Source organism: Kocuria coralli, assembly GCF_008831305.1.
Lineage (GTDB): Bacteria > Actinomycetota > Actinomycetes > Actinomycetales > Micrococcaceae > Kocuria > Kocuria coralli.
Genome location: NZ_ML708625.1, coordinates 18,887 through 41,091, shown reverse-complemented (window position 1 = coordinate 41,091; position 22,205 = coordinate 18,887). Strand labels below are relative to the sequence as shown.

21 protein-coding genes are annotated in these 22,205 nt (G+C 69.3%); 7 read left to right on the top strand and 14 right to left on the bottom strand.

Translation table 11 applies throughout. The annotated features are described in order from the left end of the window. Window positions 1-11: 11 nt before the first annotated feature. The 4 genes from FCK90_RS12655 to FCK90_RS12640 all read right to left on the bottom strand — a co-directional run bounded on the left by FCK90_RS12655 (window position 12) and on the right by FCK90_RS12640 (window position 5,328). Window positions 12-1,700: an FKBP-type peptidyl-prolyl cis-trans isomerase gene (locus FCK90_RS12655; RefSeq protein ID WP_158034664.1), complete on the bottom strand. Its 1,689-nt coding sequence runs from the start codon at window positions 1,698-1,700 to the stop codon at window positions 12-14. Window positions 1,701-1,982: 282 nt separating this feature from the next. Beyond that, window positions 1,983-3,071 (bottom strand): tRNA (adenine-N1)-methyltransferase, encoded by a 1,089-nt coding sequence (locus FCK90_RS12650; protein ID WP_158034663.1) that lies wholly within the window; start codon window positions 3,069-3,071, stop codon window positions 1,983-1,985. A gap of 158 nt (window positions 3,072-3,229) precedes the next feature. Continuing rightward, the gene (locus FCK90_RS12645; protein ID WP_158034661.1) at window positions 3,230-4,459 is read right to left on the bottom strand and encodes a site-2 protease family protein; all 1,230 of its coding nucleotides are present in this window, start codon (window positions 4,457-4,459) and stop codon (window positions 3,230-3,232) included. Continuing rightward, a complete protein-coding gene (locus FCK90_RS12640) occupies window positions 4,456-5,328 on the bottom strand; it encodes an HAD family hydrolase (protein WP_158034660.1) in 873 nt (290 codons plus the stop codon). Before FCK90_RS12640 ends, FCK90_RS12645 begins: the two co-directional genes overlap by 4 nt. A 133-nt stretch (window positions 5,329-5,461) precedes the next feature. On the opposite strand from FCK90_RS12640, the gene FCK90_RS12635 reads away from it, so the two are divergent. Then, window positions 5,462-6,379: a PAC2 family protein gene (locus FCK90_RS12635; protein ID WP_158034659.1), complete on the top strand. Its 918-nt coding sequence runs from the start codon at window positions 5,462-5,464 to the stop codon at window positions 6,377-6,379. A gap of 74 nt (window positions 6,380-6,453) precedes the next feature. On the opposite strand, the gene mshC is transcribed toward FCK90_RS12635, so the two are convergent. The 3 genes from mshC to FCK90_RS12620 form a co-directional block, all read right to left on the bottom strand. Next, entirely contained in the window at window positions 6,454-7,800 is a 1,347-nt protein-coding gene (gene mshC / locus FCK90_RS12630; RefSeq protein ID WP_158034658.1) for a cysteine--1-D-myo-inosityl 2-amino-2-deoxy-alpha-D-glucopyranoside ligase, read from the bottom strand. A 76-nt stretch (window positions 7,801-7,876) separates the two neighbouring features. Then, a complete protein-coding gene (locus tag FCK90_RS12625; protein ID WP_158034657.1) occupies window positions 7,877-8,728 on the bottom strand; it encodes an undecaprenyl-diphosphate phosphatase in 852 nt (283 codons plus the stop codon). 135 nt (window positions 8,729-8,863) lie between these two features. Further along, window positions 8,864-9,238, bottom strand: coding sequence for a primosomal protein (locus FCK90_RS12620; RefSeq protein WP_158034656.1), 375 nt, complete (start codon window positions 9,236-9,238; stop codon window positions 8,864-8,866). A 39-nt stretch (window positions 9,239-9,277) separates the two neighbouring features. Between FCK90_RS12620 and FCK90_RS12615 the strand changes: the two genes are divergently transcribed. Then, window positions 9,278-9,511 carry a DUF5703 family protein gene (locus tag FCK90_RS12615; RefSeq protein ID WP_158034655.1) on the top strand — a complete coding sequence of 78 codons (234 nt, stop codon included), beginning with the start codon at window positions 9,278-9,280 and terminating at the stop codon, window positions 9,509-9,511. A 115-nt stretch (window positions 9,512-9,626) separates the two neighbouring features. Here the strand turns inward: FCK90_RS12615 and FCK90_RS12610 are convergent, their stop codons facing one another. Both FCK90_RS12610 and FCK90_RS12605 read right to left on the bottom strand, forming a co-directional pair. Then, a complete protein-coding gene (locus tag FCK90_RS12610) occupies window positions 9,627-10,940 on the bottom strand; it encodes a M20/M25/M40 family metallo-hydrolase (protein WP_158034654.1) in 1,314 nt (437 codons plus the stop codon). Between the two features lie 42 nt (window positions 10,941-10,982). Continuing rightward, the gene (locus tag FCK90_RS12605) at window positions 10,983-11,402 is read right to left on the bottom strand and encodes a hypothetical protein (RefSeq protein ID WP_158034653.1); all 420 of its coding nucleotides are present in this window, start codon (window positions 11,400-11,402) and stop codon (window positions 10,983-10,985) included. A gap of 264 nt (window positions 11,403-11,666) precedes the next feature. On the opposite strand from FCK90_RS12605, the gene FCK90_RS12600 reads away from it, so the two are divergent. Then, on the top strand, window positions 11,667-11,936 hold the full coding sequence (locus FCK90_RS12600; protein ID WP_158034652.1) for a hypothetical protein: 270 nt from the start codon (window positions 11,667-11,669) through the stop codon (window positions 11,934-11,936). A 76-nt stretch (window positions 11,937-12,012) separates the two neighbouring features. Here the strand turns inward: FCK90_RS12600 and pafA are convergent, their stop codons facing one another. The 4 genes from pafA to arc form a co-directional block, all read right to left on the bottom strand. Further along, complete coding sequence (gene pafA / locus FCK90_RS12595) at window positions 12,013-13,467, bottom strand: Pup--protein ligase (RefSeq protein WP_158034651.1); 1,455 nt, start codon at window positions 13,465-13,467, stop codon at window positions 12,013-12,015. Between the two features lie 4 nt (window positions 13,468-13,471). Further along, window positions 13,472-13,684 carry a ubiquitin-like protein Pup gene (locus tag FCK90_RS12590; RefSeq protein ID WP_158034650.1) on the bottom strand — a complete coding sequence of 71 codons (213 nt, stop codon included), beginning with the start codon at window positions 13,682-13,684 and terminating at the stop codon, window positions 13,472-13,474. Between the two features lie 160 nt (window positions 13,685-13,844). After that, the gene (gene dop / locus FCK90_RS12585; RefSeq protein WP_158034649.1) at window positions 13,845-15,479 is read right to left on the bottom strand and encodes a depupylase/deamidase Dop; all 1,635 of its coding nucleotides are present in this window, start codon (window positions 15,477-15,479) and stop codon (window positions 13,845-13,847) included. Continuing rightward, on the bottom strand, window positions 15,476-17,257 hold the full coding sequence (arc, locus tag FCK90_RS12580) for a proteasome ATPase (RefSeq protein WP_158034648.1): 1,782 nt from the start codon (window positions 17,255-17,257) through the stop codon (window positions 15,476-15,478). The genes dop and arc overlap by 4 nt, the downstream gene beginning before the upstream one ends. A gap of 202 nt (window positions 17,258-17,459) precedes the next feature. Between arc and FCK90_RS12575 the strand changes: the two genes are divergently transcribed. The 3 genes from FCK90_RS12575 to FCK90_RS12565 all read left to right on the top strand — a co-directional run bounded on the left by FCK90_RS12575 (window position 17,460) and on the right by FCK90_RS12565 (window position 20,490). Beyond that, a complete protein-coding gene (locus tag FCK90_RS12575; RefSeq protein WP_158034647.1) occupies window positions 17,460-18,674 on the top strand; it encodes an MFS transporter in 1,215 nt (404 codons plus the stop codon). Window positions 18,675-18,792: 118 nt separating this feature from the next. Beyond that, window positions 18,793-19,938 (top strand): hypothetical protein, encoded by a 1,146-nt coding sequence (locus FCK90_RS12570; protein ID WP_246180333.1) that lies wholly within the window; start codon window positions 18,793-18,795, stop codon window positions 19,936-19,938. A 66-nt stretch (window positions 19,939-20,004) separates the two neighbouring features. Further along, window positions 20,005-20,490: a pyridoxamine 5'-phosphate oxidase family protein gene (locus FCK90_RS12565; protein WP_158034646.1), complete on the top strand. Its 486-nt coding sequence runs from the start codon at window positions 20,005-20,007 to the stop codon at window positions 20,488-20,490. Between the two features lie 8 nt (window positions 20,491-20,498). On the opposite strand, the gene FCK90_RS12560 is transcribed toward FCK90_RS12565, so the two are convergent. Beyond that, window positions 20,499-21,122 (bottom strand): dihydrofolate reductase family protein, encoded by a 624-nt coding sequence (locus FCK90_RS12560; RefSeq protein ID WP_158034645.1) that lies wholly within the window; start codon window positions 21,120-21,122, stop codon window positions 20,499-20,501. A gap of 244 nt (window positions 21,123-21,366) precedes the next feature. Between FCK90_RS12560 and FCK90_RS12555 the strand changes: the two genes are divergently transcribed. Next, window positions 21,367-22,182: a siderophore-interacting protein gene (locus FCK90_RS12555; protein ID WP_158034644.1), complete on the top strand. Its 816-nt coding sequence runs from the start codon at window positions 21,367-21,369 to the stop codon at window positions 22,180-22,182. Window positions 22,183-22,205: the final 23 nt, after the last annotated feature.

Here is a 22,205-nt window from a genome sequence, read left to right as displayed (position 1 = left end):
GCGAGTCCGGGTCATTCGCTGGGCGACGGCTCGGCGGAGGGTGCCTCCGGGGTGTCGGTCGCTCCCAGGATGTCCACCACGAAGATCAAATCGCCGGCAGGGGCTCCGCTATTCCCGGATTCGTCGATTTCCTCCTGGGTGCCGTACGCCTTGTCGGCCGGGACGCTGATCATCACGCGCGAGCCCGCCTTCTTGCCGACCAGCCCGTCGGACCAGCCGTCGATCACCTGGTCCAGTGGGAAGGCCGTGGGCTCACCGCGTTCGTAGGAGGAGTCGAAGACCTCGCCGTCCTCCCGGCGGACCCCGACGTAGTTCACGGCCACGGTCTGGCCCTCCTGGACCTCGTCGCCGTCGCCCTCGATGAGGTAGTCCGAGACCACGTCGTCCGGGGCATCGCCCTCGGGCTGGGCGATCTGCGGGGTGCCGTCCTCGGCCTCCGCGACCGCGGGCATGCCGTCCGAGGCTTGCTGCATCTCCCCCTCGATCTCCCGGGGGATGATCTCGCGCACCGTGTACCGCGTGGTGGTCTCGGCGGTCTGCCCCGCGCCGGAGTCGGTGGTGCGGGTGATGTCGACCGAGGTGCCCACGCGTGCGTCGGCGAGCCGGTCGTAGGTGAAGGAGTCCTCCTCACGCATGGCGTCGTTCAGCGTCATGACCATGGGCGTCTGCTGTCCGACCTCGCCGCTGGTCACGGTGGCGGTCGTGGTCAGCAGGGTGTCCCCCTCGTCGACCTCGTCGCCGTCGCCCTCGTTGACGATGGAGGAGGTGGGCTCGGGGAGCGGCTCCGGCTCGGGGGTGTCCACGGCGGCCAGGAGGTCGACGACGAAGACCAGGTCGCCCGTCGGATAGCCCGAGTCCTCGCCCAGGTCCTCCTCGGTGCCGTAGGCCTGGTCGGCGGGAATCGACATCATCACGCGGGACCCGACCTTCTTGCCTTCCAGCCCTTCCGTCCAGCCGTTGATGGCGTTCTCCAGCGACAGCGCGGCCGGCGTGCCGGTCTCCCAGGAGGAATCGAAGACCTCCCCGTCCTCCCAGCGGGCACCGACGTAGTCGACCACCACGGTCTGGCCCTCCTGGACCTCCTCGCCGTCACCCTCGATGAGGTAGTCCGAGACCAGGTCCTCCGGGGCATCGCCCTCGGGCTTGGCGATCTGCGGCGCGCCCTCATCGTTCTCGGTGACCTCGGGCAGGCCCTCGGGAGAGTCCTGCATCTCGCCGTCGATGCCCGAGGGAATCTCCTCGACGACCTCGTAGACCTCCACGGCGGTGGAGTTATCACCCTCCTGCCCGGACTGGCCGGCCGTGTTGGGGGACGAGTAGGCCACGATGCCGCCGATCTTCATCCCGGTCAGGGCGTCGTGGAGCTCGGGGAGGCGCTCCTTGAGGTCGTCGTCGACCTTCAGGACCTGGCCCGCGCCCGAGGAGTACGACTCCCCCATCTCCTGGCCGTCGGCGCCCCCGTACAGGGCTGCCTGCACCAGCAGGGTCGAGCCGTCCTCGATGTCCGCCCCGTCGCCGTCGCGCAGGACCTTGGTCTCGTTCTCCTCGACCTCGACCGGGGTCTCGAAGGTGATCTCGGGGACCTCTCCGTCGGCAGGGTCGTTGTTGAGTTCCACGGAGTTGAAGCCACCGGAGGAACAGGCGGTCAACAAGACCGCGGCTCCGATGGCGGTTCCGGTCCTCAGCAAAGCCTTACGCACGTAGTCCTCCAGTTGCGCATCGGTCGCGCGTGGTCGTGGTCTGTGGTGTCCGGGAGCGCCCTGAACGCAGGCGGCATCCAGCGACGTGCCGAACGTTTCCGGCAAGGGTAGCGGTCAGGTCTGGACGGTTCCTGAATCGACCCGCACCTTCGGTTGAGATGCGAGTTGGACCGCTCATCGGCTCTCCCCCGCCGCCGAGATGCGAGTTGGACCGCTCATCAGCCCTGACGGGCGGTCCAACTCGCATCTCGGCGGGATGGGGTAGTGGGTGCAATAGCAGGGTCAGTCGGCGGGGTCCGGCGTGGGCGAACCGTCCTCGGGGGCGGCGGCTCCGCGGGCCTGAGCGTCGGCGACGCCGGCGCGCTCGGCCAGGTGCTGGGCGTCCCGGACGGCGCGTCGTGCCTTCTTGGCCGTCACCTCCCGCTCCCCCAGCGCCATCGGGGTCCACGCCTGGAGGTCCTCCTCCGTGTACTCGGACTTCGACGCCCGCCGCTTGGGTGCCAAGCGGGGAGAGCCGTCGGCCAGCCGGCGAGCGGTGATCAGGAACCCGGTATGGGCGACCATGCGGTGGTCGGGGCGCACCGCCAGGCCTTCCACATGCCAGCCGCGGACCATCGTCTCGTGCGCATCAGGCTCGGTGAAGCGGCCGTCGGCGCGCATGGCCTCGGCGGTGCGGGAGAGCTGGGTGACGGTGGCGACGTAGCAGATCACCACGCCGCCCGGGGCGAGGGCCCCGGCTACGGCGTCCAGGCATTCCCAGGGGGCCAGCATGTCCAGCACCACCCGGTCCACCGATCCCGGCCCTTCGACCTGGCCCAGCTGTTCCGCGAGGTCTCCGAGAGTCAGCTGCCAGGCGGGGTGCTCCCCGCCGAACATGGTGGCGATGTTGCCCGCGGCGACCTCGGCGAATTCCTCGCGGCGTTCGAAGGAATGGACCCGGCCCTCATCGCCGACGGCGCGCAGCAGGGCGATGGTCAGCGCCCCCGAGCCCACGCCCGCCTCGACCACACGTGCGCCGGGGAAGATGTCGCCCATGGTCACGATCTGGCCGGCGTCCTTGGGATAGACCACTGCGGCACCCCGGGGCATGGACAATACGAAGTCCTTCATCAGCGGGCGCAGGGCCAGGTACTGGATGCCCACCGAGTTCTGCACCACGGTGCCCTCGGGACGGCCGATCAGCAGGTCATGGGGCAGGACGCCCTTGTGCGTCTGATACTCCGCGCCGCTGGTCAGGGTGATGGTGGTCAGCTTGCCGCGATCGTCCGTGAGCTGGATCCGCTCCCCCTCGCGCATGAGGCCGCGCCGGTTGACGGCGCCGGTGGGGCCTGGAGCGGCGGAGGTCGGGCTGGGGGTTTCAGGCTGAGTCATGCACTCGCTTTCGGCAGTGGTTTCGACAGTAGGTCAGGCAGGGGCGGATCGCAGGGTCTCCTGCCCCGGACGGATCCGGGGCGGGAGCCGGGGTCAGCCGGCGGCGGGATCCGCGCTGCCGGCCCGTGCGCAGACCATTGTGACATCTGCGCCGGTCCTCACCTCAGCAGCCCCGCGCTTCGCAGCAGCTCGTTGAGCCGGGACGCCCGCAGCACGCCCACGGGCGTGTGCTCGCCGTCGACGACGACGAAGATGCCCAGCCTCGCCCCGGCGGTGAACTCCAGCAGCGCCATCTCGGCGAGCTCGGCCGACAGGACCGCTCCGTCCGGCAGCGGCTCCATGACCTCGCCCAGGACGATCGAGGCGCGGTCCTGGGCCGGTACCGCCGTGATGCGAGCCGGGTTCAGGACGCCATGGGGCACGCCGTCGTGGTCGAGGCCGAGGACCGCGACGGGCCCCTGGGGTGCTACGGATCCGGGTGCGGGGCTGAAGGCCTCCCGCAGCAGCACCTCCACGGTGGCCAGGGAGGTCTCCGCGGAGACCGCGAGGCACGGTTCCATGAGGTCCCGTGCGCGGACGGAGGCCATGGCGCGGCCGGCCCGCGCGCGGCGGGTGGCAGCCGCAGCCCCGGAGAGGAGCAGCCACACGAGCAGCGCGGACAACAGCAGGAAAGGCAGGGACCGCCACAGCCCCGTCAGCAGCAGCCATGCGAGGACACCGGCGGCCACCAGGCGCCCGGCCCATGCCGCGACCACGGTGCCGATGTGCTCCTTGCCGGAGAGCCCCCACACGAGGGCCTCCAGCGCCCGCCCGCCGTCCAGGGGCATGCCGGGGATGAGATTGAAGATGCCCACGAACAGGTTGGCCCAGGTGACCAGCTCGACGAGGACCAGCGCCACCGCGGCGCCGGTCGACGGGTCGCTCCCGGCCCCCGCACGCAGGACCGTCCAGCCGAGGACGCCCAGCAGGATGTTCGCCGCGGGGCCCACGACGGAGATCACCAGCGAGGCCACCCAGGAGGTCCGGGCCTGCCCGAAACTGGTGTGCCCGCCCATCAGGGAGAGCACGATGTGGGTCACGGGCCAGCCGAAGGCGCGCGCCGCCCAGGCGTGGGCCAGTTCGTGCAGCAGGACCGAGGCGGCCAGCAGTACGCAGAATCCGGCCGCCACGGCGTAGGACCAGGCGCCGATCTGCGGGACCGATCGGGCCAGGACGGGCGTGTAGAGCAGGATGACGACGGCGGCGATCAGGAACCAGGACCGGTCCACCAGAACGGGGAAGCCGGTCACCCGCCCCAGGGACAGGGGGCGGCGCCATCTTCCGGCCGCGCGAGGCGGCTGATCGCCGCCTGGGGCCGGGGCGGCGCCCGAGCCGGGACGTGAGCTCACAGGGAACTGTCTTCCGTCCGCTCCTCGTCGTCACCGGCATCGCGCCCGTTGGCCTCGTGCCCGCCGGCGTCGTAGGTATCGGCGTCGTGGGTATCGGGGCGGGGCAGGTTCGCCCAGCGGGTGAGCTCGGCCAGCGTGATGCCCTCGAGGGAGTCGGGCAGGAAGTGGGCACCGGAGTCCACGAGCGGGGCGAGATTGGCCACCCCTACGACAACGGCCCCAGACTCCCTGGCGGAGCGGATCCCGGTCATGGAGTCCTCGACCGCGACCATGCGGCCGATCTCCAGGCCCGGCCGACCGCGTTCGGCGTACAACGCTGCGAGGCGCCGGGCGGCGAAGACGTAGGGGGCGGGATCGGGCTTGCCAGGCAGGCCGAGATCACCGGTCACGACGAGGTCGAACAGTTCCTCTCCGCCCAGGTCCATCTCCTGGGCGATAACCGCCAGGCGCCGGATGACGGCCTCCGCCAGCTCGGACCCGCTGTTGGTGACCAACGCGGTGGGGACTCCGGCGTTGCGGGTCTCCACGAGCAGCTCGAGCGCGCCAGGCCGCAGCGGCAGCTCATGGCGGATGCGGTCCAGGACACGCGAGTAGAGCTCACCGCCGATCTGCTCGGCCGACAGCTCGAGTCCACGGCCGCGCATGTATCGGGTGGTGTCCTCCAGGGAGAAGCCGAGCATGTTCAGGGAGTCCTGGTGGCTCCAGGGGAGCCCGTGCTCCTCCATCAGATCGCCCTCAGCGGCGAACCAGTGGATCTCCGTGTCCACCAGCGTTCCGTCCATGTCCCACACGACGGCGTCGGGGGCGGCAGGACGCGGGCCCGCGTCCGGGGTGGAACGTGCTGCTGCTGCGGTGTCTGCGGAAACCATGTCTGGGATCCTATCGGTCCGCGGGACGGCATAGCCGGGGCACCGGGCGGCGATTCGGGTGCCCGTCCCGGAGGCGATGCGCGGCTGACCGGGCGCAACGGCGCGCCGTTGCGATCCGCGTAGAGTGAGTCAGGTGAGTGGATTCGAGGAAACCAGCAACCCCTCTGTACCCGAGCGGGGCTCCCAGCCCGAGGCCGGGCCGTTCGGGGTGGTCCGTGAAACCGGCGGCCCCGAACCGGTCAAGGTCATGGTGGCTGCCTTCGAAGGGTGGAACGACGCCGGTGACGCCGCCACGGACACGGTCAAGTTCCTGGGCGAGAACTACGGCGCCCGCGAGATCTTCGAAGTCTCCGCCGACGAGTACTACGACTACCAGTACTCCCGCCCCCGGGTGACCCGGTCGGCCACCGGGGAGCCCAAGCTCGTCTGGCCGACGACCAAGCTGTCCTCTGCCGGGGTCGACGGCACCAATCTCGAGCTGGTGCTGCTGCACGGGTGGGAGCCGTCCTACCGGTGGCGCGGGTTCTGCGCGGAGATCCTGGAGCAGGCCGCCCGTCTGGAGGTCGATTTCATCGTCATGGTGGGAGCGCTGCTGGCCGATGTGCCGCACACCCGCCCCATCCCGGTCTCCATGACCTCGGACACCGATGAGCTGCAGGACGAGCTGGAGGTCTCCGGGTCGGACTACGAGGGACCGACCGGGATCGTGGGCGTGCTGTCCCACCTGGCGGCGGTCTCGGGTATCCCCACCGTGAGCCTGTGGGCGGCCGTGCCGCACTACGTCGCGCAGTCGCCGTCCCCCAAGGCCCAGCTCGCCCTGATGCGCAAGCTCGAGGACCTGCTGAGCCTCAAGCTGCCCCTGGCCGACCTGGAGGAGGACGCCGAGGCCTGGGAACGCGGCGTCAACGAACTCGCGGAGGACGATCCGGAGATCGGGGCCTACGTGGCCAAGCTGGAGGAGGCCACGGACACCACGGAACTCCCCGAGGCCTCCGGCGACGCCATCGCCCAGGAGTTCGAGCGCTTCCTGCGCCGCCGCGAAGAGGGCTGACGCGGGGAGAATTGACGCGGGGACGGCCGACGGAAGAGGCCCGAGGCCTCAGCCCGAGACGACCCGCCCTTGGCTCACAGGGTGATGCCCAGGCGGGCGTCGATGGCCTGACGGGCCAGGTCGTCGCCGGGGCCGGGAGCATCCGCGATGACGTTCCGGGCCCACTCGTCGACGGCCGCCAGTGCTGCCGGGGTGTCCAGGTCCATGGCGATGGCCGCCCGGATCCGTTCCAGCGCCTGCTCGAAGGAGCCGGGTGTGGCCAGGTCGGCCGCCTGGCGCCACAGCGCCAGCCGGTGCTCGGACTCATCGAGCAGTTCCTGCGTCCAGATCCAGTCCGTGCGGTAGCGCTGGGACATGATCGCCAGCCGGATCGCGTTGGGGTCCACGCCCTCGGCGCGCAGCCGGGACACCAGGACCAGGTTGCCGCGGGACTTGGACATCTTCTCCCCGTCCAGGCCCACCATGCCGGTGTGCATGAAGCTGCGGGCCATCGGGTGGCCGGAGATGGACCAGCTGTGCCCGGCCCCCATCTCGTGGTGCGGGAAGACCAGGTCGGAGCCTCCGCCCTGCACGGTGAAGGGTGCGGGCAGATACCGCAGCGAGATCAGGGAGCACTCGATATGCCACCCCGGCCGCCCCGAGCCCAGGGAGGCTCCGTCCCAGGCGGGTTCGCCCGGACGCTCGACCCGCCACAGCAGGGGATCCAGGGCATTGCGCTTGCCCGGCCGGTCCGGGTCCCCGCCGCGTTCGGCGAAGACTGGGAGCATCTCCTCCCGGCTGAGATTGGAGATCTGGCCCAGGTGCCAGGACCCGGGACACGCACCCGTCCCGCCGTCGTCTGGCCCGCACGGGGCGGCGAACTCGGACTGGGGCTCCGCCGTGGCGTTGCCCTCCTCCCCCAGCGCCCCGACGGCGTCGACGTCGAAATAGACATCCCCGTCGGGCTCCTCGTCGTTGCGCCCGGGCACCCGGTAGGCCAGGCCGCGGGCCAGCAGGTCCTCGACGGCCGGCACGATCCATCCCACCGCTTCCGTGGCGCCTGTGTAATGCGCCGGGGGCTGGACGTTCAGCGCGGTCATATCCGAGCGGAAGAGCTCGATCTGCTCCTCGGCGAGCTCGCGCCAGTCCACGCCGTCGCGCTCCGCCCGCTCCAGCAGGGGATCGTCGACGTCGGTGACGTTCTGGACGTAGTCCACGGGGATGCCGGCGTCCAGCCAGGCCCGGTTGAGCACGTCGAACGCGACGTAGGTGGCGGCGTGACCCATGTGCGTGGCGTCGTACGGGGTGATGCCGCAGACGTACAGGCTGGCGCGCTGCTGCTGCGGGAGCCGTTCGACCTGCTGCGTGCGGGTGTCGAATACCGCGGGCACCGGCGCGCGACCGGGGAGTTCGGGAACGGGACGCGCTGACCAGGACTGCATGTACACCTCGGATTGAGCGGGAAGGAGCGGCAGCGGCGGCTGCCACCGGTTGAGTCTAGGACCTGGGCGTGGGCTGTCAGACCGCGCTCATCGCGGGGACCGCGGAGATCACCCCGAAGCCCAGGAGCACGAAGATCACGATGCCCAGGGCGATGCGGTACCAGACGAAGAGCGAGTAGGACCGGCTGGAGATGTAGCCCATGAACCACCCGATGATCACGTAGCCCACCACGAAGGCCACGACCGTGGCCACGAAGGTCTGCGGCATGGAGTAGGCGGCCGGGGACGGGTCCGAGATCTCGGAGGCCAGCTTGTACAGACCGGAGGCGAAGACCGCGGGGATGGCCAGCAGGAAGGCGTAGCGGGCGGCGGCTTCCCGCTTGTAGCCCATCAGCAGACCGGCGGTGATGGTGCCGCCCGAGCGGGACACACCGGGGATCAGGGCCAGGGCCTGGGCGAATCCGTAGAGCACGCCGTGCTTGACGTTCAGGTCCTGCAAGGCGCGCACCTGCTTGCCCACCTTGTCGGCGATGCCCAGGAAGACGCCGAAGACGATCAGCATGGTCGCGGTGATCCACAGGCTCCGGAAGGACGTGTCGATCCAGTCCTCCAGGAACAGGCCCAGGATGCCGATGGGCAGGGAGCCGACGATGATCAGCCATCCCATGCGGGCGTCGGGATCCTTGCGGTCGATCTTGCCCACCAGGGACAGCGCCCAGTGCTTGATGATCCGGACGACGTCGCGCCAGAAATAGATCACCACCGCGGTCTCCGTGCCCAGCTGCGTAATAGCAGTGAAAGCAGCGCCGGGATCGCCGCCGCCGGGCAGGAATTCACCGACGATGCGCAAGTGGGCCGAGGAGGAGATCGGCAGGAACTCCGTCAGGCCTTGCACCAGTCCAAGAATGATTGTTGAGAGCCAGTCCACCCGGACACCTTAGAACAGGTTCCGGAGCAGGTGGCGCAGACACCGGGCGCCATGCCGTGCGTGGTCCCTCACAGTAGGGACAGCGCGGGGGCGGGCAGGTGGCAGATAGCAGCGGCGCCGGGCGACGACGACCGGTTAGCGGGAGCCCTCTTCCTCGTCGCGCTCATCGTCGTCATCGGCCTCGTCCTCATCGGCGGCGGAGTCGGCCTCTCCGGCATCGTCGAGGTCGTCGTAGTCGTCCTCGTCGACCAGGGAGCCGTCGTCGTCCTCGTCGAGATCGTCGAACTCCTCGTCATCTTCGTCTTCGTCGTCGGCGAAGACCGTGAGCGGGGTGACCTCGTCGAAGTTGTCGTACAGTGCCTCTTCATAGGCATCGAACGCATCCGCGATGGCCACGTAGGCGCTGTCGACGGCTGGATCCTGGTCACTGCGGCGGTTGGAGAGGGCAACCAGGTGCTCCTCAAGGGCTGAGACGAGGGACTGCAGGGCGACTCGCGGATCGGTGCTCATGGCCCAGACGTTACCCGCCCGACGGCAGAATGGGGAGAGATGAGAGAGCAAATCGCTCAGAGTTCAGCTCGAATCAGTTTCGATCCCGATCAGCGTTTCGAGTACCTGGTCCTTACCGTGGCTCCGGGCGAGCGCATCGCGGAGGCGCGTGCGCGGCTCACGGAGCATGCGGAGTACGGCAAGTGGGAGCTGACCCGATCGGTCCATCTCTACGGCGGGACCCGCAAGTACTGGATGCGCCGGCGTGTCATGCGGGTGCAGCGGACCCTCTGAGCGCGCGCGTCAACTTCTTCTCTCCCTTATTCCGCCGAGTAGTGAGTTGGACCGCCCATCAGCTTCGATGGGCGGTCCAACTCACTACTCGGCGGGAAGGAAAGAGAATAAGGACTCAGTAGTTCGTCAGCAGGGTGTGCAGGACGTCCGCGCCGAACTCCAGGGAGTCCACCGGCACCCGTTCGTCCACTCCGTGGAACATCGCGGGGAAGTCCAGCTCTTCGGGCAGGCGCAGCGGCACGAAGCCGTACCCCGTGATCCCCAGCGGGTCCAGCGACTTGTTGTCCGTGCCGGCCGAGAGCATGTACGGCAGCACGACGGCGTCGGGATCGTGGACCTGCAGCGCATCGACCATGGCGTCCACGACCGAGCCGGAGAACGGCACCTCCAGCCCGATCTGATCTGACTCGAACTCGATCCGGACCTTCTCCCCCGCCAGCTCCTGCAGTTTGGCCAGGACGATCTCCCGCTGCTCGGGCAGGTAGCGCACGTCCAGGCCGGCGACGGCGGAACCCGGGATCACATTGGTCTTGTACCCGGAGCTCAGCTGTGTGGGATTCGAGGTGTTCTGCAGCGTGGCACCCACGAAACGGGCCACCGAACCCAGTTCGTCGAGCAGCCCCTGCGGGTTCTGCGGATCGAATTCGACGCCGGTCAGCTCCGTCACCGCGTCCAGGAACTGGCGTGTGGTCTTGGTCAGCTCGATGGGCCACTGGTATTCACCGATATTGGCCATCGCCCGCGACAGCGTGGTCACGGGGTTGTCGTGGTTGACCTGCGATCCGTGGCCGGCCGTGCCCTGGGCGTGGAGCTGCAGCCACATGAGGCCCTTTTCGGCGGTCTGCAGCAGGTAGGCGCGGCGACCGCCGATAGTGGCCGAGTACCCGCCGACCTCGCTGATGGCATCGGTCACGCCGTCGAAGATCTCCGGATGGTTCCGCGCGACCCACTTCGAGCCGTACTCCATGCCGGCTTCCTCGTCGGCGAAGAAGCCGATCACGATGTCCCGTTTCGGCCGCTGCCCGGTGCGCTGGATGTGACGGGCCACGGAGAGCATCATGGCGTCCATGTCCTTCATGTCCACCGCGCCGCGGCCCCAGATCATGCCGTCGCGCAGCTCCGCGGCGAAGGGATCGACGGACCAGTCCTCCGCCATGGCGGGGACGACGTCCAGGTGCCCGTGGACCAGCAGGGCGTCGGCCGACGGGTCGGTCCCGGGGATCCGGGCGAACACGTTGGCGCGGCCGGGGGCCGATTCCACGAGGGTGGTGTCCAGCCCGACCTCTTCGAGCAGCCCGGCCGCGTACTCCGCCGCACGCCGCTCGCCCTTGGCATCGCCGCTCCCGTAGTTGGAGGTGTCGATGCGAATGAGGTTGCGGGTGATCTCCACCGCTTCGTCGTGCGGGGTGGGGTGGGCCTGGGTGCTCATGCGCTACTCCTGGTTCTCGGCGGGAGGGGTGATCACGATCCGTCAGCGGGCCGCGGTTTCCTGCCCGGGATAGCGCGACAGCCTCAATTCTCCACCCTCCTCGACCACGATCGCCTCATCCGTGGAGCCGTCGGCGAGGTCGACGCGGATCACGGTGCCGTCCTCCCTGGCCTGCTGGGTCTGCCGGGGCACGGTCATGCCGTGGAAGATCTCGGACTCGCCGTGCCACTGCTCCAGGTAGTAGGCGCAGTAGCGGGAGTCGCCGTCAGTGGCACGGTGCACGAAGTCGTGGGACAGGTTCTCGCAGGCCGCATCCCAGTCCCGCTCCTGCATGGCCTCCACGAACTCTCTCGTGAGGCCCCGGGGGTCCGACGGGTCCGCGCCGCAGGACGTCAGGGCCAGAGCGGCACCCCCCGCCACGACGGCGAACGAGCGGAAAGGTCGGTGACCTCGGTACGGCATGGTGATGGCTTCCTGGCAGACGTCCGGGCCCTCCCATGCTATCGCCAGCCCCTGCCGCACCACCGCCCCGAGGGCAACCGGAGCATGCGGCAGCGAGCTGGATGAGAGGCGGGTGCGGACGCCCGGGGTGAAGGGACGAGCCGGGAGACGTGCGGAACCCAGACCCCCTCGATACAATGAAAATGCAATATTCTTCATCACCGTCGATGAGACTCCCCCCGCCTCCGAGTTCGGCTCCCCCAAGCCGGCCCCCCAGGAGAAACAGTGCACGAGAACAATGCGCCCGTCGCACACGGTCAGGCTGCACCCCCCGACAACGACCGTCCGGCCGACGAGGCTCCCACGGTCGAGATCACGACGTCATGGTTCGCCGGGCTGCGTCGTCGTCCCCGATGGAAGCTCACCCTCTGGGCCCCCGACGGCCGGGTCCTGCTCAAGGAGCAGCATCACAGCTACCGGGAGGCCCTGGACGCCGCCGTGTCCTTCTGCCGCGATATGCGGCTGGGGCCGGTGACCGTGGACCTGGCCGCCTGAGCGCCTCCGTGACGATCCGATGACCGCGCGACGCACTCGCCGGCGAGTCGGCTGCGACCGTGCTGTAAGGCCGCCGTCAGATGATCGGCGGCGCCGGGGGATCCTGCTGAACGGTCTCCGCGTCGGCTCGCAGATCCGCCAGCATGGCCTCCGCGTCGTCGTCGTGGGTCAGGAACGGATCGCGTAACGTCACGATCCGCTGGGTGGGGCCGTTGATCTTGACGTTGACCCAGTCGATCGTGGTGTGCTTGCCCGCCGCGATGGCGGCCTTGACCAGGTCGCCCCTGATGCGGGCCCGGGTTTGCGGGGCGTGATCGACGGCGTACCGCGCCTCGGACCCGTCCGTGCCCGGGAGCCGTGCGGCCATGCCGCGCTCCTCCAGCATCCGGAACAGACCCCGGCCCGGTGCGATGTCGTGATAGGCCAGGTCCATCTGGGCTATGCGCGGTGCGGAGTAGTCGCCGCCGTTGCGGGCGATCCAGGAGTCCAGCAGCTTCTTCTTGATGGCCCAGTCGATCTCCGTGTCGATGCCGCTGAGGTCCTGGGTCTGCACCGCATCGAGAGTCCTGGCCCACAGATCCAGCACCCACTCGACCCGGTCGTGATGGGCACCGTTGGCCTGCACGAACCTGCTGACCGTCTCCAGGTACTCCCGTTGCAGGTCCAGGGCCGAGCGCCGGGAGCCGTCGGCCAGCTCGACCTTGACGGTGCCCGTGAGGTCGTGCGAGATCTGCCGCAGCGCCAGTGCCGGGTCGGCCAGGGTGCGGTCGGTCATGACGTGGCCCGCCTCCACCAGACGCAGCATGAGGTCCGTGGTGCCCAGGCGCAGAGCCGTGGTGGTCGCGGACATGGTCGAATCCCCCACGATCACGTGCAGGCGCCTGAACCGCTCGGAGTCCGCGTGGGGCTCGTCCCGGGTGTTGATCAGCGGGCGGGCCCTGGTGGTCGACGACGACGAGTCCTCCCAGATGTGATCCGCCCTCTGCGAGAACGAGTAGGAGGGCACCCCGGGTGCCGCGGCGAAGCTGCGCTGCCCGAAGGCCGCAGGACCCGCGGGGTGGACCCGGCCGGCGCCCGCGATCAGCTGGCGGGTGACCAGGAACGGGATCAGGTGCGCGACCAGCCGCGGGAAGCGGGTGGAGCGGGAGATCATGTAGTTCTCGTGCGAGCCGAAGGAGTTGCCGGCCGAGTCCACGTTGTTCTTGAACAGGTAGACCGATCCCCCGGTGCCCTCCTCCGCCAGCGCCGACTCGAGCTTCTGGCGCATGCCGTCCACGATCAGCTCGCCCGCCCTGTCGTGGGCCACCGCGTCTTCGATCGTCGCGCATTCGGAGGTCGCGTACTCGGGGTGGGAGCCGACGTCCAGGTAGAGCCGGGCGCCGTTGGGCAGGAAGACGTTGGAGGACCTGCCCCATTCCACGACGGGCCGGAACAGGCGCCGGGCGGTCTCATCCGGGGTCAGGGGCAGCCCGCGGGCCGCCGAATGCACCAGGCCGAACTCGGTCTCCAGGCCCATGATCCTGCGGTCCATGGGGTCACTGACCGCCCTTCTGCACGAACCCCTTGACGAACTCCTCGGCATTGGCCTCCAGGACCGCGTCGATGTCCGCCAGCAGGTCGTCGGCCTGGCTGGCCTGAGCCTGCGCGGCGGCGGACGGGCCTCCGGGCGACGGGGCGGGTCCTGAATCGGGCAGCGGGGCCTCCTCTTCGCGCTTCGAGCCGCTCGAGGTGATGCGTTCCTGTGCCACGGTATTGCTCCTTAAGTAGTGCTTTTCGTCGGTGTTCTCCGGCAGTGCTCTTTGTGTACTGCTCTTCGGCGGTGATCGCCGGTGCTGCTCTCCGCCCGAGCCCTCCCGCGCCCGTGAAGGCCGCCGGATCGTCGCGGGTACGAGAGATCGCGGGGCGCCGTCACCCTGGGGCCCGCGCCGAGGAGGAGCTCACCCACTCCGGTCGTTCGCGCTCGAGCCGGCGCACGAAGGACTCCACGTCCGGAGCGCCCCACCACGACGACGTCTCCTGGCGGGTCAGGGCGGTCGGCTCGGGCATGACCACCCGGGCACCGCGCTGGATACCGGGGAACTGCAGGGCCGCGGTATCCCATCCCGCGGCGACCACGCTCTCCGGGAAGGCCGCCACGAGCCGGCCGCGGAAGTCCGCCCGGGTGTCCGGCGGCGGGGTCCAGGCGGCGGCCGCGATCTGCTCGGCGCTGAACAGGGTCCTGATGCGACCGGCCGCGGCGATGCGGTGGTACAGGCCCTTGGCCGGGTTGACGTCGTGGTACTGCAGGTCGATGGCCGCCAGCCGGGGGGCGGTCCAGTCGAGACCACCGCGTTGCCGGTAGCCCTCCAGCAGCTGGTACTTGGCCACCCAGTCCAGGCGGTCGGCCAGGGACATGGGATCGGTCTCGAGGGCGTCGAGCACCTCCCTCCACGAGGAGAGGATCTCGGCGGTGTCCTGATCCGGCTCCCCGCCTTCGAGGTCCTCGGCCGCCTCCAGGAAGCTGCGCTGGATCTCGATGCCGGTCAGGTGCCGCCCGTCCATGGTGGCCACGGTGGCCTGCAACGTGGGGTCGTGACTGATGGCGTGCATGGCCTCGACGGGATCCCGCAGCGCGATGTCGGGGGCGCAGCGCTCCTCGACCAGGCGGAGGACCAGGGACGTGGTGCCGAACTTCAGCAGTTGAGAGGTGTGCGCCAGGTTGGCGTCTCCCACGATCACGTGCAGGCGGCGGTACCTGGTCTCGTCCGCGTGCGGCTCGTCCCGCGTGTTGACGATGGGCCGGCGCACGGTGGTCTCCAGCCCCACCTGGCGTTCGAAGAAGTCGGCCCGCTGGCTGATCTGGAACCCCGGCCGGGAGCCGTCCTGGCCGATCCCCACGCGTCCCGCGCCGCACATGACCTGGCGGGAGGCGAAGAACGGCAGCAGCGCGGCATTGAGCCGGTCCAGATCGGTCCGGCGCGGGATCAGGTAGTTCTCGTGCGCGCCGTAGGAGGCGGATTTCCCGTCCGTGTTGTTCTTGTACAGGTGCACGGGCTCCAGCCCCGTGGACTCGGCGGAGGCCTCCAGGGCCTCGACGACGGTCGCGGCCACCGCGTCCCCGGCCAGATCGTAGAGCACCGCGTCCCGCGGGGTGAGCACCTCAGGCGACGAGTACTCGGGGTGGGAGTGGTCCACGTAGAGCCGGGCGCCGTTGGGCAGGACCGTGTTCATCACGATCCGGGCGGTGTAGTCCTCCCACAGGTTCTGTTCGGCCAGGGCCTCGGCGGCGATCTCCTCGCTGGTCAGCACCGGGGCCTGATCCGTCAACTGCGTGGGATGGGCCTGAGCCCGGTCGACGGCGAAACCCCGGGCGTCCCGCAGCGGGCTCTCCGAGCTGTAGTCGAAATCCGGCACGGTCTCCCCGGAGGCGCCCAGTTCACGGCGGACCAGCGCGGCGTAGGCGGTCACCACGCGCGTGGAGAGCACCGTGGAATTGGCCCTGGGCTTCTTCGGGGCCAGCACGCCGAACTCCGTCTCCGCGCCCATGACGCGGCGCACGCTCATGAGCCGGCCCCGTCGTCGTCGGAGGACGTGCCGTCCGCCGGAGGGGCGACGACCGGCAGCGCGCCGGTGGCATCGCCCGGGCGGGGGCCGCGGTGCATGACGATGCGCAGGTCCGCGATGGTATCCCCGCGCCGCCCGGAGATCCGCGCCCAGTCGTCGGGATCGGAGGTGTCGGGCAGGTCCTGCTGCTCCATGAACTCCTGGGCCACGGCGCTGCGGATGTGCTCCCGGGTGATCCCGCGGACCCCGCGGGTCAGGAGGTCCTTGATGGCCTGCTTCTTGGCGCGGTCGACGATATTGCGGATCACGGCGCCCGAGACGAAGTCGGAGAACCAGAGGGTCTCGCGTTCGCCGTCCTTGTAGGTGATCTCCAGGAACCGGGTGGCGTCGGTCTGGGCGTACATGGCCCGGACACCGGAATCGATCAGCGCGTCCACCGCAGATTCCCGGGACCCGGCGGCGATGACCTCCTCCTGGTGCAGGGGGAGGTCCGGGGTCAGGTACAGGGCGAAGATCTCCCGGGCGCCGGTGGCGTCGGGCCGGTCGATGCGGATCTTGACGTCCAGCCGGCCGGGGCGCAGCACGGCGGGGTCGATCATGTCCTCGCGGTTGGTCGCGCCCACGATGATCACGTTGTCCAGCTTCTCCACACCGTCGATCTCGGTGAGCAGCTGCGGCACGATCGTGGTCTCCACGTCCGAGGAGACCCCCGAGCCGCGGGTGCGGAACAGGGAGTCCATCTCGTCGAAGAAGACCACCACCGGGATCCCGGCCTCCGCCTGTTCGCGGGCACGGCTGAAGATCTGCCGGATCTGCCGTTCGGTCTCCCCCACGTACTTGTCCAGCAGTTCTGGGCCCTTGATGTTCAGGAAGTAGCCCTTGGCCTGCTCCCGTCCCGATTTCTCGGCGGCGCGTTCGGCCAGGGAGCGGGCCACCGCCTTGGCGATCATGGTCTTGCCGTTACCGGGCGGGCCGTAGAGCAGGATGCCCTTGGGCGGGGTCAGCCGGTGCTGACGGTACAGGTCTGGGTGGACGAACGGCAGCTCGACGGCGTCCTGGATCTGCTCGATCTCCTCCCGGAGACCGCCGATGTCCTCGTAGCGGACGTTGGGGACCTCCTCGAGGACCAGCTCCTCCATTCCGGTGCGCTGGACCACCTCCAGGGCGAAGCCCGTGCGGTGGTCGATGCTGACCGTCTGCCCCGGCTGCGGGGGGTTCTCCCGCAGCGCACCCGACATGCGCAGGACCCGTTCCTCGTCGGAACGGCCGACGGTCACCAGACGGCTCCCGTCGACGACCTCGCGCACGCTGGCCAGCTCTCCTGTCGCCTCGTATCCCAGCGCCGCGACGACCACGGAGTGCTCGTCCACCAGGATCTGGCACCCCGGCTCGAGCGATCCCCGGGGAACCAGCGGCGAGATCGGGCAGCGCACGCTGCGCCCGGCCAGCATCGCATCCGCACTCACGCTCGTGGTCCCGGGGGAATCCCCGGCAGCGACCACCCGGATCAGCGTGCCCACGGACAGGGGCAGCTCGAGGTCGTGCTCGAGCGCCTTCTTGAGCTTCGTGATCTGGTCGCGGGCACCTTCGAGGGCGGTCCGGAGCTTCTGGTTCTGCTGCCCGGCAGTGGCCAGCTGACGGTCCAGGGCTCGCTTCTCCTCGCGGACGATCGCCACCACCTGCCGATGGGCGGTGGCCAGCTGCTGGGCGCGCTGATCGTCGCCGGAGCCGCCGGGCCCGGCGGAGGAGGGGGATGAACTCGAAGGGGTGCCGGTCATCGTCGTCGTCAGTCCTTATCCGGGCAATCCACAGCCCGGCTCGGAGGGGAATTCGCGTACCACCCAACTCTATGCCCGCGGCCTCCGCCCACCGCACCGGCACGGCACCGCTGCCCGGGTCGCGAACAGCGTCGGCCGCAGATGTGCTTATGGTGACCAGGGCAGACCAGCGACCGGTAGGACCGGGAGAGAGAGGAGAACGATGCCGATCCGCACTCCCTCCCCCGGCTTTCCCGCGGGCTCGCCGCAGTACCGCCGTATCCTGGCCACGCTCTCCCTGGGCGGGCTGGCGAACTTCGCCCTCATCTACTTCGTACAGCCCCTGCTGCCGCAGTTCGCGCGCTCCTTCGGCGTGGCCGAAGGCGTCACCGGTGCGGCGCTGTCCGCGACCACGCTCGCCATTGTCGTCGGCCTGCTCCTGGCCGGCCCCCTAGCCGACCTGCTGGGCCGGATCTGGGTCATGGCCGGCTCCCTGGTGCTCTCGGGGGTCTTCACGATCGCGTGCGCGATGGCGCCCACCTGGGAGGTCTTCCTGGTGCTCAGGGCCGCCTCCGGGCTCGCGCTCGCCGGCCTGCCCGCTATCGCACTGGCGTATCTGCGCGAGCAGGTGGACAACGCGGCGCACGCCAAGGCCAATGCGCTCTATATCGCCGGGACCGCCATGGGCGGGGCGCTGGGCCGGCTGCTGCCCGGGCCCCTCTCCGAGCTCGGCGGGTGGCAGCTGTCCGCCTACGCCCTCGGCGTGTTCTCGGTGCTCATCGGCGCGGTCGTGGTCTTCGCCCTGCCCATCGACAAAGGGCGCGGTTACGGCATGCCGGCCCGGGAGATCTTCTTCGGCACGTTCACCGTCCTGCGCAACGGGCAGGTGGCGTTCATCTGCCTGCTCGGCGCCGTGATCATGACCGTTTTCGTGGGCGCGTACAACGCGATCGCCCTTCGCCTCGAGGCCGATCCGTTCAGCATGGGCAGCGAGGCCGCCGTGGTCTACCTGGCCTATCCCATCGGCATCCTGGCACCGGCGGTCTTCCGCCGGGTGGCGGAGCGCCTGGGCCGTCCGGTCACGGTGATCCTGGGCTTGCTGTTCATGGGCGCGGCGGTGGGGGTGACCAGCCCGGATCTGGTCGCCACGATACTGGTCGGCCTGGGGCTGCTCACGTTCTCCTTCATGGGGACCCATTCCATGCTCAGCGGGTGGGTGGTGGATCGTGCCCACCGGATGCGGCTGAGCACCGCACGGGCCTCCAGCGCCTATCTGGTGTTCTACTACGCCGGCTCCTCGATCTCCGGAACGCTCTCGACGCATCTCTGGAGCGCTTTCGGCTGGCCCTCGATCGTGCTGTGGTCGGCCGCCATCGTGGTCGCCGGCCTGTTGTGCGCCGTCGCCGTGCTGGTCATGCAGCGACGGGACCCTTCCTGATGTACTGGTCACCCCGGCCCGATGGCCGCAGACGCTTTCGCCGAGGTCCTGAGCGTCGTCCCGAGTGCGGTCGACCGGGTTCCGCCAGTACCAGTCCCCCAACGGTCCGGAGGAAAGAATGGCCGACGACGTCGCCGGAGCCCACCGTATGCGCGTCCTCCTGCTCAGCGATCCCGGCCTGCCCAGTCGCAGGGTCAACAAGATCCAGGACAAGCTCGAAGCCCGCATGAGGCAGGCGTATTCGCGCGAGGTGGAACTGATCACCCGGACCGAGACCATCCGGCTGCGCCCGGACAACACCCTGGACATCGCCTCGGCGGGGCGGCTGGCCGGTGAGTACGACCACGTCGACGCCGTCCTCCTGCTCACCGAGATCCCCCGCCATTCCGGGGAACGGCCGCTGGTGGCCGAGGTCTTCCCCGAGCACAACGTGGGTGTGGTCTCCTGCCCCACCCTGGGCGCGGTGGCGACCAAACGGCGCATCCTGACGGTGCTCATGGACTGCATGGCCCGCCTGATACCACCGGCCTCGCCGTCCGGTCCTGCCCCGTCCGGTGCCGTGCGGTCCGATGCCGGAGCCGGTGCCATGTCGGAGCACGACGACGACCGGTCGCAGCAGGGTCTTCGGTGGACGCAGTGGTCCGAGCACTCCGGCGGCCATCAGGCCCTCCGGTCCAAGGGCGGTGCGGGATCGGTCCGCACCGTGCTGGGGATGACCATGGCAAACGACCCCTGGCGCACCGCCCCGCGCCTGTCCAGCGCCCTGGCGGCAGCAGCCGCCACCGGTGCCTTCGGCATCTTCTACAGCTCGATCTGGCAGATGGCCGCCTACCTGTCCACGGCCAGGCTGATATCCATCGGGGTCGTGGCGGTGGTGGTCATGGTGTCCTGGCTCATCGTCAGCAACGGCCTGTGGGACAGGCCCATCTACGAACGCCTGAGCCGGGTGGTGGTGCTCTACAACCTGTCGACGATCTTGACCCTGCTGATCTGCGTGGCCGCGCTCTACCTCTCCCTCGTGGTGCTGATCCTCCTGGGCGGGCTGATCATCATCGCCCCGGAGTTCATGGCCACGATCCTCGACACGACCGAGGTCCGGTTCACCAACTATCTGGACATCGCCTGGCTCAGCGCCGCACTCGGGGTCGTGGCCGGCGGGCTGGGCTCGAGCTTCGACAGCAGGACCGACCTGCGCAAACTCACCCACGGCCAGCGCGAGCGTCAGCTGCAGTACGCCACGGACGACGACGATACGACGTCGTAGTCCAGCCCGGACGGATCGTGCCCGAATGAGTAAGGTGGCCGTGAAGCCGATCACGAAGGAGTGGCAGTGAGCACATCAGAGGAACTGAGCCAGGAGCAGGTCGTCGAAGTCATGCGGTCGGAGCGCTTCGTCATGCTGTCCACGGCTACCAAGGACGGCAAGATCGTGTCGCACCCGATGACGCCGCAGGAGGTCACCGACGACGCTGTCGTGTGGTTCTTCATCGGCCGTCAGGGCGACCAGGCCGATGCCATCGCCCAGAACCCCGAGGTGAACCTGGCCTTCGCGGAGACGGGCTCGTGGCTCTCGGTCGCCGGACTCGCCGAGTTCGTCGAGGACCGCGCCAAGGTCGATGAGCTGTGGGACGGCCAGGTCGACTCCTACTTCGACGGCGGCAAGGAGGACCCGAACCTCAGCCTGCTCAAGGTCACGGGAGTCTCGGCCCAGTACTGGGGCGTTCCCGGCAACAAGGCCGTGGCGGCGGCGAAGATCCTCGTCTCGAAGATCCGTGGCACGGACGGCCCCGGCATCTCGGGGACCACCGACCTCTGAGCTCAGGCTCAGTCGCTCATCGTGCCGGTCTCGGGAGCCCCCTCGAGCGGCCCGTACCGGAGCAGGACCGTGCCGCCGTCGCCGGTGACGGCATCGTCGAGCAGACGCAGGCGAGCCGGTGAGGCGCCGTCCGGGAAGACCTTCTTCCCGCCGCCGAGCACGATCGGATAGACCCACAGGCGCAGTTCGTCGAAGAGCAGCTCGGTGAGCAGCGTCTGAACGAAGTCGATGCTGCCGATCACCCCGATGTTCTGGTGCGATGCCCGGATCTGCGCGATCTCGCGGTGGAGATCGCTGCCGATGCGCTCACTCCCCTGCCAAGTCAGCTCCGGTGTCGCCCGGGATGCGACGTACTTCGGGATGGCGTCGAATTTCCGTCCGATGTAGCCCTCGGGACCCGTGGTGTGGAAAGGCCAGTACGACGCGAAGATGTCGTAGGTCCGGCGGCCCAGCACCATCGCGTCGTAGGCCTCGATGTGCTCGGCAGCGCTGCGTCCGACGGCGTCGCTTGGCAGGGGCGCCTGCCAGCCGCCGAAGCGGAACCCGTTCGAGGGGTCCTCGTCGGGCCCGCCCGGCGCCTGGGCGACGCCATCGAGGGTTGTGAACAGATCGATATTGACGTGACCAGTCATGATGCGCTCTTTCCTCGGATGGCCCTCGGATCGCCCTCGAACGGGCAAGGCGGCTGGGCGCTTGGCGGGGAACCTCGCGCCGCCTCCGCTGCCGGCTCACGAGTCAGTATGCGCCGATCCCCTCCGCGGGAATAGAGGCGACCGGCGGGTGGGCTCACGATCGAATCACTGTCATGGAGCAGCCCTGAGGTATAACTTAGGGTGACCTAAGTCAGATGATGAGCAGCCACCATGGAGGAACTCGATGCCATCGAGCAATATCGCCGTCAGTCACGCGGGCTCCGGCCTGGTCACAGCCGAAGTCGTCCGAGCCGAGCGGATCTCACCCCATTTCGTGCGGGTCACCATCGGCGGAGAAGACCTCGCGCAGTGGCGGAACCTCGGCTTCGACCAATGGTTCCGGCTGGCCCTCCCCGTCTCCGACAGCACCCGTTTCGACAAGCTCAGCGACAAGTTCAACATCGGGGGCTACCTGCGTTATCTCACCCTGCCGAAGGCCACCCGGCCCGTGATCCGCAACTACACGGTGCGCGAGTTCCGTGGGTCCTCCGGGACCTCCCCCGCCGAGTTGGATATCGACTTCGTGGTGCACGGCAGCGAGGGGATCGCGGGCCCGTGGGCGGGCACCCTCCCGGTCGGTGCCCCCGTGGCGCTGATCGACCAGGGATGCGGATACCGGCCGGTTGCCGGGGCGACGCGGGTCATCCTCGCGGGCGACGAGAGCGCCCTGCCGGCTGTGCTGGGCATCCTGCGGGATCTTCCCGCAGAGTCCACGGGGACGGCGATCATCGAGGTGCCCGACGCCGAAGACCAGCAAACCGTCGTCGCACCTCGGGGCGTCGACGTCCGGTGGATCGTGCGTGACGGCCAAGGGGATGGGGCTGCTCCCGGCGCCGCGGCTCTGGAGGAGCTGCGTTCCGTCGCGCTTGGCGAGGAGCCCGTCAGCGCCTTCCTGGCCGGCGAACAGCAGCTCGCGACGGGCGGCCGCCGGTACCTGGTGAACGAATGCGGACTGGCCAAGACGGCGGTCGACTTCACCGGATACTGGCGCAGGCACTGAGCATGCACCGGCTCGTCAGATCG

What these genes read in the sequence shown, in the direction of transcription:
- FCK90_RS12650 (WP_158034663.1), bottom strand. Translation starts at nt 3,071, where the DNA reads ATGACTCAGCCTGAAACCCCCAGCCCGACCTCCGCCGCTCCAGGCCCC.
- FCK90_RS12640 (WP_158034660.1), bottom strand. Translation starts at nt 5,328, where the DNA reads ATGGTTTCCGCAGACACCGCAGCAGCAGCACGTTCCACCCCGGACGCG.
- mshC (WP_158034658.1), bottom strand. Translation starts at nt 7,800, where the DNA reads ATGCAGTCCTGGTCAGCGCGTCCCGTTCCCGAACTCCCCGGTCGCGCG.
- FCK90_RS12620 (WP_158034656.1), bottom strand. Translation starts at nt 9,238, where the DNA reads ATGAGCACCGATCCGCGAGTCGCCCTGCAGTCCCTCGTCTCAGCCCTT.
- FCK90_RS12615 (WP_158034655.1), top strand. Translation starts at nt 9,278, where the DNA reads ATGAGAGAGCAAATCGCTCAGAGTTCAGCTCGAATCAGTTTCGATCCC.
- FCK90_RS12610 (WP_158034654.1), bottom strand. Translation starts at nt 10,940, where the DNA reads ATGAGCACCCAGGCCCACCCCACCCCGCACGACGAAGCGGTGGAGATC.
- FCK90_RS12605 (WP_158034653.1), bottom strand. Translation starts at nt 11,402, where the DNA reads ATGCCGTACCGAGGTCACCGACCTTTCCGCTCGTTCGCCGTCGTGGCG.
- pafA (WP_158034651.1), bottom strand. Translation starts at nt 13,467, where the DNA reads ATGGACCGCAGGATCATGGGCCTGGAGACCGAGTTCGGCCTGGTGCAT.
- dop (WP_158034649.1), bottom strand. Translation starts at nt 15,479, where the DNA reads ATGAGCGTGCGCCGCGTCATGGGCGCGGAGACGGAGTTCGGCGTGCTG.
- arc (WP_158034648.1), bottom strand. Translation starts at nt 17,257, where the DNA reads ATGACCGGCACCCCTTCGAGTTCATCCCCCTCCTCCGCCGGGCCCGGC.
- FCK90_RS12575 (WP_158034647.1), top strand. Translation starts at nt 17,460, where the DNA reads ATGCCGATCCGCACTCCCTCCCCCGGCTTTCCCGCGGGCTCGCCGCAG.
- FCK90_RS12570 (WP_246180333.1), top strand. Translation starts at nt 18,793, where the DNA reads ATGGCCGACGACGTCGCCGGAGCCCACCGTATGCGCGTCCTCCTGCTC.
- FCK90_RS12560 (WP_158034645.1), bottom strand. Translation starts at nt 21,122, where the DNA reads ATGACTGGTCACGTCAATATCGATCTGTTCACAACCCTCGATGGCGTC.
- FCK90_RS12555 (WP_158034644.1), top strand. Translation starts at nt 21,367, where the DNA reads ATGCCATCGAGCAATATCGCCGTCAGTCACGCGGGCTCCGGCCTGGTC.